The sequence below is a fragment of the Vibrio sp. 14N.309.X.WAT.E.F5 genome (assembly GCF_030397615.1).
GTDB classification, from domain to species: domain Bacteria; phylum Pseudomonadota; class Gammaproteobacteria; order Enterobacterales; family Vibrionaceae; genus Vibrio; species Vibrio lentus.
Genome location: NZ_JAPNXR010000016.1, coordinates 106,804 through 119,463, shown reverse-complemented (window position 1 = coordinate 119,463; position 12,660 = coordinate 106,804). Strand labels below are relative to the sequence as shown.

The 12,660-nt window shown below is 44.1% G+C and carries 13 protein-coding genes; 8 read left to right on the top strand and 5 right to left on the bottom strand.

The genetic code is table 11. The features are described 5' to 3' along the window. From OW495_RS16880 to OW495_RS16855, 6 genes are all read left to right on the top strand, one after another. On the top strand, nt 1-575 hold a 575-nt coding region (locus OW495_RS16880), incomplete at its 5' end, for a threonine--tRNA ligase (RefSeq protein ID WP_289887519.1). A 2-nt stretch (nt 576-577) separates the two neighbouring features. Then, nucleotides 578-1,129, top strand: coding sequence for a translation initiation factor IF-3 (gene infC, locus OW495_RS16875; RefSeq protein ID WP_077680304.1), 552 nt, complete (start codon nt 578-580; stop codon nt 1,127-1,129). Between the two features lie 104 nt (nt 1,130-1,233). Beyond that, nucleotides 1,234-1,428: a 50S ribosomal protein L35 gene (rpmI, locus tag OW495_RS16870; protein ID WP_004738430.1), complete on the top strand. Its 195-nt coding sequence runs from the start codon at nt 1,234-1,236 to the stop codon at nt 1,426-1,428. Nucleotides 1,429-1,470: 42 nt separating this feature from the next. After that, nucleotides 1,471-1,824 carry a 50S ribosomal protein L20 gene (gene rplT / locus OW495_RS16865; RefSeq protein ID WP_004733517.1) on the top strand — a complete coding sequence of 118 codons (354 nt, stop codon included), beginning with the start codon at nt 1,471-1,473 and terminating at the stop codon, nt 1,822-1,824. A 175-nt stretch (nt 1,825-1,999) separates the two neighbouring features. After that, on the top strand, nt 2,000-2,317 hold the full coding sequence (gene yqfB, locus OW495_RS16860; protein ID WP_048659526.1) for a N(4)-acetylcytidine aminohydrolase: 318 nt from the start codon (nt 2,000-2,002) through the stop codon (nt 2,315-2,317). A 40-nt stretch (nt 2,318-2,357) separates the two neighbouring features. Then, a complete protein-coding gene (locus OW495_RS16855; RefSeq protein ID WP_102514569.1) occupies nt 2,358-2,792 on the top strand; it encodes a hypothetical protein in 435 nt (144 codons plus the stop codon). Between the two features lie 92 nt (nt 2,793-2,884). On the opposite strand, the gene OW495_RS16850 is transcribed toward OW495_RS16855, so the two are convergent. The 5 genes from OW495_RS16850 to OW495_RS16830 form a co-directional block, all read right to left on the bottom strand. Continuing rightward, nucleotides 2,885-4,123: a leucine-rich repeat-containing protein kinase family protein gene (locus OW495_RS16850; protein WP_102514568.1), complete on the bottom strand. Its 1,239-nt coding sequence runs from the start codon at nt 4,121-4,123 to the stop codon at nt 2,885-2,887. A gap of 113 nt (nt 4,124-4,236) precedes the next feature. Continuing rightward, nucleotides 4,237-5,811: an ATP-binding cassette domain-containing protein gene (locus OW495_RS16845; RefSeq protein WP_102514567.1), complete on the bottom strand. Its 1,575-nt coding sequence runs from the start codon at nt 5,809-5,811 to the stop codon at nt 4,237-4,239. A gap of 491 nt (nt 5,812-6,302) precedes the next feature. After that, nucleotides 6,303-6,881, bottom strand: a complete 579-nt coding sequence (locus OW495_RS16840) for a TetR/AcrR family transcriptional regulator (protein ID WP_065103388.1) — start codon at nt 6,879-6,881, stop codon at nt 6,303-6,305. Further along, nucleotides 6,878-8,314: a coniferyl aldehyde dehydrogenase gene (locus OW495_RS16835; RefSeq protein ID WP_102514566.1), complete on the bottom strand. Its 1,437-nt coding sequence runs from the start codon at nt 8,312-8,314 to the stop codon at nt 6,878-6,880. Before OW495_RS16835 ends, OW495_RS16840 begins: the two co-directional genes overlap by 4 nt. Nucleotides 8,315-8,586: 272 nt before the next feature. Next, entirely contained in the window at nt 8,587-9,291 is a 705-nt protein-coding gene (locus OW495_RS16830; RefSeq protein WP_102514565.1) for a class I SAM-dependent methyltransferase, read from the bottom strand. A 424-nt stretch (nt 9,292-9,715) separates the two neighbouring features. Here OW495_RS16830 and speA point away from each other — a divergent pair, with 424 nt between their 5' ends. Next, the gene (gene speA / locus OW495_RS16825; protein ID WP_102514564.1) at nt 9,716-11,623 is read left to right on the top strand and encodes an arginine decarboxylase; all 1,908 of its coding nucleotides are present in this window, start codon (nt 9,716-9,718) and stop codon (nt 11,621-11,623) included. Then, on the top strand, nt 11,623-12,552 hold the full coding sequence (gene speB / locus OW495_RS16820) for an agmatinase (RefSeq protein ID WP_017082742.1): 930 nt from the start codon (nt 11,623-11,625) through the stop codon (nt 12,550-12,552). The genes speA and speB overlap by 1 nt, the downstream gene beginning before the upstream one ends. The last annotated feature ends 108 nt before the right edge of the window (nt 12,553-12,660 follow it).

The following is a 12,660-nucleotide window of genomic DNA, read 5'->3' as shown; positions in this document are numbered from 1 at the left end:
CATACGAGATTCAAGAAGGCGAGGGTGCGTTCTACGGACCTAAGATTGAATTTACTTTGCATGATTGTTTGGACCGCGCATGGCAATGTGGTACAGTGCAGCTCGATTTTGCATTACCAGAACGTTTAGGTGCAACTTACGTAGGTGAAGATAACGAGCGTCACACGCCAGTTATGATTCACCGCGCGATTTTAGGTTCACTAGAACGCTTCATCGGTATTCTTATTGAAGAATACGCTGGCTTCTTCCCAACGTGGTTGGCGCCAGAACAAGCAATTGTTATGGGCATTACAGACAAACAGTCTGAATATGTACAAGAAATTGCGAAAAAACTGCAAAAAAGTGGATTTAGAGTCAAAGCAGACTTGAGAAATGAGAAGATTGGCTTTAAAATCCGCGAACATACTTTGAAACGTGTACCGTTCATGCTTGTGTGTGGTGACCAAGAAATGGAAGCCGGCGAAATTGCAGTACGTACACGTAAAGGTAAGGACCTTGGCAAATTTAAAGTGGATGACTTTATTTCATACATCCAAGCCGAGGTTTCAAGCCGTAAGCTCAATCTGGAGGAATAGCTATTAAAGGCGGAAGACGTGGCCAACAACCGGCCAAACAAAACCAGCACCGTTTAAACGGTGACATTCGTGGCGTTCGTGAAGTGCGTCTAACTGGCGCAGACGGCGAAGCTGTTGGTGTAGTAACAATCGCTGAAGCGATGGAAGCTGCAAATGAAGCTGGTATGGATCTTGTAGAGATCAGCCCTAACGCCGAGCCGCCAGTTTGTCGTGTGATGGACTACGGTAAGTTCCTCTTCGAGAAGAGCAAAGCTGCGAAAGAGCAGAAGAAAAAGCAAAAGCAGGTTCAGATTAAGGAAATTAAATTCCGACCTGGAACTGATATTGGAGACTATCAGGTAAAACTACGCAACCTGACTGGTTTCCTTGAAGACGGCAACAAAGTGAAGGTAACAATTCGCTTCCGTGGCCGCGAAATGGCTCACCAAGAAATCGGTGTTGACGTTCTTAATCGTTTGAAAGTAGATACTGAAGAATTTGCAGTTGTCGAATCTTTCCCAACGAGAATTGAAGGTCGCCAGATGATCATGGTGTTGGCCCCTAAAAAGAAGTAATTAACGGCTTTGCAAGTAATTAAACCCTGCAGCCTCAGGTTGCGGGGTTTTATTCGCCCTAATTACTATGTTATTAACAACTCAACAATGCGGAGTTATTCATCATGCCTAAGATGAAAACCAACAAAGGTGCTGCTAAGCGTTTCCAGAAAACTGCTGGTGGTATTAAGTTTAAGCACGCTGGTAAACGTCACATCCTGACTAAGCGTACTACTAAGAACAAGCGTCAGCTTCGTCCGAACTCGATCCTTCCTAAATGTGAAGTTGCTCAAGTTCTACGTATGATGCCATACGCTTAATTCTTTTTAGTTTATAAATTCGTTTAGTTTAGGAGAAGCATAATGCCTCGCGTAAAACGTGGTGTACAAGCTCGTGCACGTCATAAGAAAGTTCTAAAACAAGCTAAAGGTTACTACGGAGCACGTTCACGTGTTTACCGCGTAGCTTTCCAAGCAGTTACCAAAGCTGGTCAATACGCTTACCGTGACCGTCGCAACAAGAAACGTCAATTCCGTCAACTTTGGATTGCACGTATCAACGCGGCATCTCGTCAAAATGGTCTATCTTACAGCCGTTTCATCAATGGCCTTAAGAAAGCATCTATCGAGATCGACCGTAAGATTCTTGCTGACATCGCAGTATTCGACAAAGCAGCATTTGCTGTTCTAGTTGAAAAAGCGAAAGCATCTCTATAATTTAGAGTTAGCTTAAAGGTTTAATAAAAGGAGAACTTCGGTTCTCCTTTTTTATTGCCTGCTATTTGGCTTTGCCGCATTCTCTCGCATCTCGCATCTAATTTTTATTCGCTTGAACAAGCATTCTGGTATATAAACATTTACCTAACCTTTAAATGTTAAGCGACCGAGATAAATGACCGCACCTACTACTATGACGTTCTTCGAACGTTTTGAAACCGATATCCTTTCAGGCAAAAAGACCATTACTATTCGCGATGAATCTGAGCGCGATTACCAGCCGGGCAGTGTTGTAGAAGTATCCACGCTAGAGCAGGGACGTGTATTCTGTAATCTTAAGATCATTAGCGTTGAACCAATCCTGTTTGATGACTTAGGTGAGTTCCATGCTCAGCAAGAAAACATGACGCTAGAAGTCCTGAAGGGGGTGATTCAAGATATCTACCCAGGGATCTCTGAACTTTATGTTGTCTCTTATGAGTTGGTAGCTTAAGCCTGATTGGATTAGATTGACTAGCTAGGGATGGCGATTTATGAGTAATAACCAGCAGACACTACTTCAGCTTTACTGTCGTGAACAGCAAGACCAAACGTTACTGTCTAAGAATGACCTTGATAGTGAACTGAGCGAGAGTGCCGATTATTTAAAGTGGTGCGAGAGCAAAAGAAACTTTGTTGAAGAAGATGTATTAGGGCGGACTTGGGTAAAAAGTTGCCCAGCAGGGTACATTACCGAGGTTCACTTTCATTTTGATGGTAGTCTAACGGAATATCGTTTGTTTGACCGATTTGAAACCCAAGGTCATTGGTTGCTGAAAAGCGGGTTGCTGCAAGTCGAAATCAATAAAGGTGACAATCGTTACCAGTTTGATGTTGTCGCGTGTAAAGACCTCAATATCCACTCTGCGGTTGAGTATAAGAACGGTGAGCTACATTCGTACTTGAAGCTTGTTCAAGTTGAAAGTTAAACGCTGATTCGTTTTATGAGCAAATAAAAAGCCAACAGTGATGTTGGTTTTGTTGTTTTCAATTCGACCGAGTACTTCTGATCAATGAACTATTAAGCTTCGAAGTTCGCCAGTTTAGTATAAAGCTCGCTGTCTTGATCTTGCTTTGCACATACGGTCAATAGGTCTTCAATAAAGTACTTGAGAGCGCGAGCTTCGATTTGTCGAATGCCTTGTTGCTGCTCTTCAGTCAGGTAACCGTAGATAGTCGCAGCGCCAAAGTCACCAAAGATCATCTGACCTTGTTCATTAACTAAAGTGTTGTGTGCGTAAAGATCACCATGACAAACTTTGTTGGCATGCAGGTGTTCAAACACATCAATCATCTGCTCGGTAATGCTATTGATCTGAACAATTGAAAGCTCAAAGCCTTCGTTGAATGTATCGCGAGTGCAGCTTTCAAGAGTAGGGGGCAAACCTAGGTTGTAGTAGTTGCTCGGGATAAGCTCCATCACCAACGCTAGGTAGTCTGACTCATCGACTTGAGCGATAGACTTCACTAGGTTGCTATGATGACCAGCTTGAAGGCACGCTTCGAGTTCATCGTGTGGGTAACCGTCGCTTGTTACTTCGCCTTTGAATACTTTAACCGCCACTTCTTGTGGGAAATCAAAGTCACGATTTAACCAGTTAGCATGAGAAATTACCCCAGACGCACCTTGCCCAAGAACTTGATTCAGTGAGTAGCATCGTGAGCTTACGGCAGGCACGCTATCTAAGCTGCTTGGGTGTTTGCAAAACGGGTTACCCGCAAACGCTAACCAAGCCAGTTTTGGTAGCTTGATAAGGAACTCTGGGAATTCAGTCAGTTGGTTTGCAGACAGACGAACCAGTTCAAGGTTTGATAGGTTTTCCATACTTTCTGGCAAAACGCGAATCTTGTTGCCTGCTAATGCCAGTTTCTGTAGTCGTGCTCTTTCACCTAGCGAGCTAGGCAGAACCTCGATCTCATTGTCGGTCAGGATTAACCAACGTAGTTGAATTGGCAGAGACTGTTCGCTAACGGTTTCGATTTGGTTGGTTTTGAAGCCAACCATTTCGAGCTTAGGAAGTGACCCCAGAACATCAGGAAGGTGCGTGAACAGGTTATTTGACGCGAAGATAATACGCAGGTTGGTCAGCTGTGATAACTCTTCTGGTAAATCTGACAGTTGATTACCTGAAAGGTCTAGAATTTCAAGAGAATCAGCAAGTTCCAAGATCTCTAAAGGAAACTCGGTGAGACCTTCTGACAGTTTTAAGCGTTTAATACCTTTAAGTTGCCCTGATTTTAGTTGTTCTAGAGTATGCAAACCTTAGCCTTATGAATAGATGTTCGAGGCGCGTAGTTTACTTGTCTCAATCGAGAAAGGCGAGCACCGGACGATGCTCGCTTAACTAAACTAAGTGAACGAATTTACGAAGGTTAAAGTCGTATATGGTTTTGGCTGACGCCGACCTCCTCAACAAAGTCGCTGTCATGACTCACCAAGATAAATGCGCCTTGGTATTCACGTAAAGCGGATGCCAGTATTTGCTTTGAGTCGATGTCTAGGTGGTTGTCCGGTTCATCGAGTAATAGAAGCGGGGTGTCTTGCTTATGGCTAACGATCAACATCGCCAGTTTCATTTTTTCACCACCACTTAAATGAGCCACTTTTCGGTATACAGAGTCTCGTCTGAACCCAATCCCTGCCAACAAGGTTCGAGCGTCACTTTCTGTTAACCCAAAGCTGTGTGTCATCAAGCTATCGAACATGGTGTCGTTGGTGTCTAACAGGCCAAAGTGTTGATCCAAGTATACGGTCGCCCCTAAGCGCTTAATGGATCCGATATAGTTCGAGTGTTGGCCGTGAATGGCTTTTAACAGTGTCGATTTTCCGCACCCATTAGCCCCGGTTAGATAGCATCGTTCCCCTTGTGATAGAGAGAAGCTAATAGGAGCACCAGAACCAAAGCTCAGGCGACACTCTTCAACGGTTAATAGTGAGTGTTTTTTAGAACTATTCGCTTGTTGTAGGTACAACGCTTGCGGCTTCAGTTGCTCTTGCTGTTCTTTAAGAGATTGAAGCTTATGTTGGTTTTGATCCTTTAAGTTCTTGTGGCTTGTTGCCGATGCGCCTTGGGTTCGCCCTGCTTTATCTTTCATGGCATCCAATAATATCTTGGGTTGGCTACCTGATTTTCGGAGTCGGTTACCTTGAGCCTCACGTTGTTGAGCTTTTTCCTTGTTAATCTGAGCTTGGCGCTCGAGTCGTTTCTTCTCCGATTGATGATGCGTTATCTGCTTGTCCAGTGCTTCACTTTGACTCGACATTTGCGTGAAGTAATCATCGTAGTTTCCTTTGTAGAAACGTAATCCCAAACTGTTGAGATGATAGATCCCTTCCATGTGTCTCAACAAGCTTCGATCGTGACTGACGACAAGCACTTTGCCTTCAAACAACTGGCACTGTTCTAGTAACCAATTACGTCCGTCGCTATCCAAATGGTTTGAAGGTTCGTCGAGAATCAGTATGTCGTGGTTTGATGCGAATAACCGATGAAGCTGTAAAAGAGCGAGTTGCCCACCGCTCAATGTACGGCACGGTGTGGTTAACCCACTGGTTATTTTCAATGTGGCTAAAAGTTGCTTGGTGTTCGCTTGTAAATCCCAATCCTCTCCAACGATATTGAAGTGTTGAAGTTCGCAGCTGCCTTGTTCTATGGCGTGTAATGCGTCTAGCTTTTCTGTGATCCCCAAGAAGTCAGCAATGCTGGTTGTGCTATCCAATAGTTTTGAAGGCAACTGGGAGTAAAAGCCGATCGAGTCTTGTCTGGAAACACTGCCTGATGTGGGTTGTGTTTGCCCGACCAGTAACGAAAGCAGTAGTGACTTCCCAGCTCCATTTCTTCCAACTAGACCTGTAAGGCGCGTGTTCAGATTAAAGGTGATGTCTTTGAATAACCACTCACCAGTATCGAGTTGGAATGAGAGATTGTTGGCTAATATAGTAGGCATAAAAATACCTCCCTTTACGTTTAAACGAGTAAAAGGGGTGAGGCGCTTTTCTACATAGACTTCAACATGGGAGTCTAAGAATAGATCGCCAAGACGTTACTTAGGTAGATGACCAATCAAAGATAGAAAGCTGCGCTGAGATAATTTCTGTCTTTGAGGTACAGTTCTGCAAGATATATGTTGTCAAAAGACGGATCTTTAAGAACTTGATTTGTCGCGAAAATAGATGACGAAGTAACGCCCACTAACCCCGAGTGTCCAAATGATTTTTATAAAAATAAATCGGATGTCAGGATGTTAGTACTTCATTATGGCGTTATTCTCTTTTGAAATGATGGTGGGATGTTACTGAAAGAGAGTGCTTAAAGTCAATATGGTGATGTGATTAAAATGTATCCAAATAATTAAAGCGCCTCATGCCTATATATAGATATAACCATGAGGCGCTTCAGAGTGTTCTTTTAAAGCAAGAGCTTCAAAGAATTTGAAAATTACAGGTTTTGTCCGCCGACAGCTCGCCAACACATGTCAAAGCTATCGCTGATGTACTTGCCTGACTGCTCTGGTGGTAACTCATTCTGCTCAATCAACCAGTTTGCGCAAATCAAAAAATGGCTGTGGATGAAGTGCCTAACAAGGTTGATGTCTAACACCATCAGCTCACCAGTTTCTTGTCCTTTCAAAATGATCTCGTCTAACGATGCGAACATCTTTGAAACAATCACTTCTCGAGTTTGAGTCGTCGGGTCGAAATGAACATTGGTGAAAAACTTCATCGCAACTGGATTTTCTAACGCCCATTCAAGCCCTGTGATCCACATGAACTTAAAGGCTTGGTAGCGATCTTGTTCAGCGATTTCTGTGTGCTGGTCAAGGGTAGAAAATAGCTCTATTTTCAGTTCACGAAACAGCTCATCAATCAACAACGATTTGTTCTCGAAGTGATGGAACAGCGTTGCCTTTGCCACACCTGCCGTTTTCGCTATTTGTCCGGTAGATGTGCCCTCTAGCCCTTGCTGAGAGAAGAGCAGGAGCGCAGCATCTAGGATTTTTTGCCTTTTCGTAATCATCTATTTAGTACTTTGAACAGAATCTTTTTAATTGGGTTGTTGTAAGGAGGGTGCATTAACTTGGTGAAGTTAATTTTTCCTCTACTTAGAACGGTTTTGGCATGGCTAAAGGTCTTAAAGCCTTCAATGCCGTGGTAGTGTCCCATGCCTGAAGGGCCAATGCCACCGAACGGCGCGTCTTCTGCGGCCACATGTACTAGAGAGTCGTTAATACAAACACCGCCAGAATGCGTGCTCGATAAGAACTGACCTTGCGTCTGCTTATCATGACTCATCAGGTACAGAGCAAGTGGACGTTCTCTTGCTGTGATGTAGCTGATCGCTTCTTCAATAGAATCATAAGGCACGATAGGCAGAATAGGGCCAAACAACTCTTCTTGCATTGCGACCATGTCGTCGTTCACTTCGGTTAGGAGGTGTGGCGTCATTCTGTGGTTCACATCGTCTTGTGCTTGCTCGGTGACAGTGTGAATAACCGCACCTTTAGACTGAGCATCTGCAATCACACCCTTCAAACGATTGTATTGGCGCATATCGATCACTGAGGTTAAGTCTTTGCTTTCAATACCGGCTTTATAAAGTTTTTTGAAGTACTGCTTATAAGCCGTGATGAACGCGTCGACTTTTTCTCGTGGCAATAAGATGTAATCTGGTGCTACGCAAATCTGGCCAGCGTTTAAGCTTTTTGCAAACAGGATGCGTTCAACGGCGTCAGCGACATCAAAGTCAGGCGCAATAATCGTTGGAGACTTACCGCCCAATTCCAAAGTTACTGGCGTTAAGTTGTTGGCTGCTGCTCTCATTACGTGCTTACCCACAGAGGTTGACCCTGTGAATAGAATATGATCAAACGGGAGTTGGCTAAATTTCGCGGAAACGTCAGCTTCACCTTCTATAATCGCAACCTGATCTTCGTTAAAACCCTCAGCCAACATCGCTTTCAACACTCGGTTTGTCGCTGGAGTGAACTCAGACATCTTGAGCATTGCAGTATTACCTGCCGCCAACGCCGTGATGAGAGGCCCTAAAGAGAGCATCACCGGGAAGTTCCAAGGAACAATGATACCGACAACACCCACTGGCTGATAATGAACGGTGATCTTCGCGGGTGTCAGCATTAAGCCTGCTTTTCTGCGAGATGGCTTCAACCATCTCTTAAGGTTCTTCAGGCTGTAATTGATCTGGTGAAGAGAAGGGGTGATATCAGCAATCAAGCTGTCGTGTTTTGCTCGATGGCCATAATCTTCAGACACCGCATCAATCAATTGCCCTTGGTAGCGCATTAGCAACGCTTTTAATTTCGAGAGGTCTTTTCTTCTCTGCTCAAGCGCTGGATTAACATTACTGCGGTAGTGATCTTTTTGTCGGTTGAATATTTGATCCATGTCGTTGATGTTCGACGTGGTTGGTTCAAGGTCTAGATTATGGCTCATAGTATCCCCTAAATTCGAAAGCTGACCGATTGGTTGGTCAGTTGAAATTACAAGAAGATTGAACCGAATACAAGATATGTGCGAGAAAAGTTTATTTTTTGTTCAGTTGCACGTTGTTTGTTCGAAGGGGAATTGAGGAAAAGTGACTTAGACGTTGGGTGATAATAGCTATCGTAAGAAGATAAGAAGATAAGAAGATAAGAAGATAAGAAGATAAGAAGACAACGAGTGCCTTTGACGGAATCAAAGGCACCAAGATAAGCGTTTAATGACTACGCAGGGGCTTTTTCACAACGGATAAAGATAAAGTTAACGTTCTTTGACAGTCGTTCGTATGTCGCTTCAGAAATTTCTTTAGCTTTCTCATCGATAGTGCCTTCCGTGATGTTTGAAATCAGCAAGCCTGATTGAGTCACCGCTTGGCAAAGCTCGGTTAAAGAACGGCGGTAGAAGCTCACTTGAACGGGGGTACCTACCGTGTTCCACTCTTCTTGAATGAATTCACGCTCGTAGTAATTACCAGAAATCGTACATTCAAAGTCAGCAAAAGGGTGGTGTGTTGAAAAGACGATGTAACCACCGGGCTTAAGGACTCGATGAAGATCATCAAAGACGGGTTTTAGATCTTCAATGTAGTGCAAGACTAGCGGACACACGATGACATCGGCACTGTTGTCGGCTTCACTAGGTAGGCCAAGGGCGGCATCTTGAGCGTAAGCGGAAACATTTTTGATTTGTTTTCCGTTCACCAAGTCGACCATATCCTGAGAGAGATCGGTGCACGTCACTTTATTCGCGCCTTGGTCAATAAACCATTGTGCGTAAATACCAGATCCACAACCTAGGTCGACAATATCCATGTCTTTTACATCGTCAAGCAATGCCATTGTTGATGGGCGTTCAAGTAGTGCATTGTAAATATTATCGCGGGCAGCAGAGTCGTATTGTTTAGCGTAGGTAGTGTACATTTCAGACATGATTTAGCACTCATCAATAGGCATGGGATAACAGGATACAAGGTATCGGGATGATAGCGACAGTTCTGGTAGATAAGTGGTTATATTTGTCACAATCCTGACTTAACTTGACCAGATTAACCGAGGATTTTATGTGTCTTTGGTATTTTATTCACCTGATTTTTTGTTAGAAAGTGCTTTAAATCTAATGCGCTTCAGCCTGTTTTTTTGCCTAAAACCTTGTAATACCTTACCTGTCACTTTAAGTCGGATCGACGATAAAAAAACGTAATCGTAACCACAAATATCAATGGTTGGACTCACTCTTAATAATATCGGTTAATGCAGCCAACAAATCGTTTTTGAACGTTTTTTGTTGGGTTATACCTCGCTATTCCAATGAGGTATCTTCTGTCGATGGCCCTATAGTGTGAGGTCTCTAGAATTGGAAAATTCGGTTAATTTGGAACGCATCCGTGCTGAGTATAATGTAAAGCACTGGAGCCAAGGTTTTTATGGAATTGATGATAACGGCGAAGTGTATGTATCACCGAGCGAAACCGATCATCAAGTTCCGCTAAGTCAGATCGTAAAACAGTTAGAGCAGCAAAATATTGGTTTGCCTGCTCTTGTGCGTTTTCCTCAAATAGTGCATCAACGTGTGCACAATATCTGTAACGCATTTAACCAAGCGATCGATGAATATCAGTATGACAACCGTTACCTGCTTGTTTACCCGATTAAAGTTAACCAACAAAAAGAAGTGGTTGATGAGATCTTAGCGAGCCAAGCTCAATTAGAGCAAAAGCAGCTAGGCCTAGAGGCGGGCAGCAAGCCTGAACTATTAGCGGTATTGGCGCTGGCTCAAAAAGCAAGCTCCGTGATCGTTTGTAACGGTTACAAAGACAGAGAATACATCCGTCTTGCGCTGATTGGTGAAAAGCTAGGTCATAAAGTATTTATCGTTCTAGAGAAACTGTCAGAGCTTGATCTTGTTCTTTCTGAAGCGAAAGCGCTTGGCGTGAAACCTCGTTTAGGTTTGCGTATTCGTCTTGCCTCTCAAGGCGCAGGAAAATGGCAAGCAAGTGGTGGTGAGAAGTCGAAGTTCGGCTTGTCTGCATCACAAGTGCTTACCGTTATTGAACGCTTGAAAGCAGAAGATCAGCTTGATGTTCTAGAGTTAGTGCATTTTCATCTTGGCTCACAAATGGCCAATATTCGTGATGTACGAAATGGTGTGAGCGAAGCGGCTCGTTTCTACTGTGAACTGCGCGATATCGGAGCTCAATTGAAGTACTTAGATGTTGGTGGTGGTTTGGCTGTGGATTACGACGGTACACGTAGCCAGTCTTCAAACTCAATGAACTACGGCTTGCTTGAATACGCTCGAAACATTGTGATGACAGTAGGGGATATTTGTAAGCTCTACAATCAACCACAACCTGTGATCATTTCTGAATCTGGTCGTTCGTTGACTGCGCATCACGCTGTGCTTGTTACTAACGTGATCGGTACAGAAAGCTATTCTCCGGAAGATATGGCTGCGCCTGAAGCTGACGCACCAATGTTGCTAAACAACATGTGGAAGAACTTCTTAGAGCTAGATGCGGGTAATGATGACCGAGCGTTGATCGAGATCTACAACGACACGCAGAGCGATATCGCAGAAGCGCACAACCAATTTGCAACAGGCATGTTGAACCTTCAGCACCGTGCTTGGGCAGAGCAGATGTCTTTGCGTATTAACTACGAACTTAGCTCTCGTATGAGCACTAAGAACCGTTACCACCGTCCTATTTTGGATGAGTTGAGCGAACGCTTAGCTGACAAGTTCTTCGTGAACTTCTCGCTGTTCCAATCGTTGCCAGACGCGTGGGGTATCGATCAGGTGTTCCCTGTATTGCCTCTAAGTGGTTTGGATAATGCGGACGAGCGACGCGCTGTAGTACTGGATATCACATGTGATTCTGACGGTACGATTGACCAGTATGTTGACGGCCAAGGTATTGAAACGACTCTGCCAGTTCCTGCATGGAACCCAGATGAACCATACCTGATGGGCTTTTTCTTAGTCGGCGCATATCAAGAGATCTTGGGCGATATGCACAACCTATTTGGTGATACCCACAGTGTCGTGGTGAATGTTGATGAAAGTGGCCGAGCGAATATCGACTACATCAACGAAGGCGATACGGTTGAAGACATGATGCGTTATGTTCACATCGATACGGATCTGATTCGTCAGAATTATAAAGATTTGGTCACGGCGAAAGTACCAGCACAAGAGCAACAAAGCGTACTTGAAGAGTTAGAGCAAGGCTTGATGGGTTACACCTATCTTGAGGATTTTTAATGAACGATCTATTTACCAAACCAGATTACTCTCTGTACTCCAACGCGATGACTTTTATGCGTCGTCCATTGGTACAGAACCCAATTGATAACGATGCTGATGTGGTTGTGTTGGGCGCGCCGTTAGATATGGCAACGTCGGGTCGTCCGGGCGCTCGTATGGGCCCTGATGCGATTCGTCGTGCGTCTGTAAACTTGGCGTGGGAAGGCAAAAAGTTTCCTTGGGACTTCAATGTATTTGAACACACCTCGGTGATTGATGCTGGCGATCTTGTGTTTGATTGCGGTGATGCAGAAGACTTAACTCAGCGTCTAGAAGCAGCCGCTGATGCGATTCTAAACAGCGGTAAAACACTGTTAGGGTTAGGTGGCGATCACTTCATTACATTGCCTTTGCTAAGAGCATACGGCAAGAAGTACGGTGAAATGGCTCTGATTCATTTTGACGCGCACACTGATACTTACAGTCAGGGTAGTCGTTACGATCACGGTACTATGTTCTACCATGCGCCAAATGAAGGGTTAATCTCGCCTGAGCATTCTGTGCAAATAGGTATTCGTACAGAGTATAAGCAGGAAGGTCATGGCTTTAATGTTATCAATGCGATGCAAGCGAATGACATGAGCGTGGATGAGATCATTGCTCAAGTGAAAGGCATTGTTGGTGATAAGCCAGTTTACCTAACGTTTGATATTGACTGTCTGGACCCTGCGTTTGCTCCGGGTACTGGGACACCAGTGTGTGGTGGTTTGAATTCAGATAAAGTGCTCAAAATTATCCGTGGCTTACAGGGTATCAACATGGTTGGTATGGATGTGGTAGAAGTGTCTCCAGCGTATGACCAAAGCGAAATTACGGCATTGGCTGGCGCGACGATTGCTCTTGAGCTGCTTTATGTTTGGACTGCTAATCGCCTTGCTAAATCATAGTGTTTGATTGTTAAAATCGTAACGCTACATACTGATTTTAAAGCCCACTAAGGTTCAACTTAGTGGGCTTTTTGTTTTTGGTGGTGGACAAATAGAGTAACTCATCGT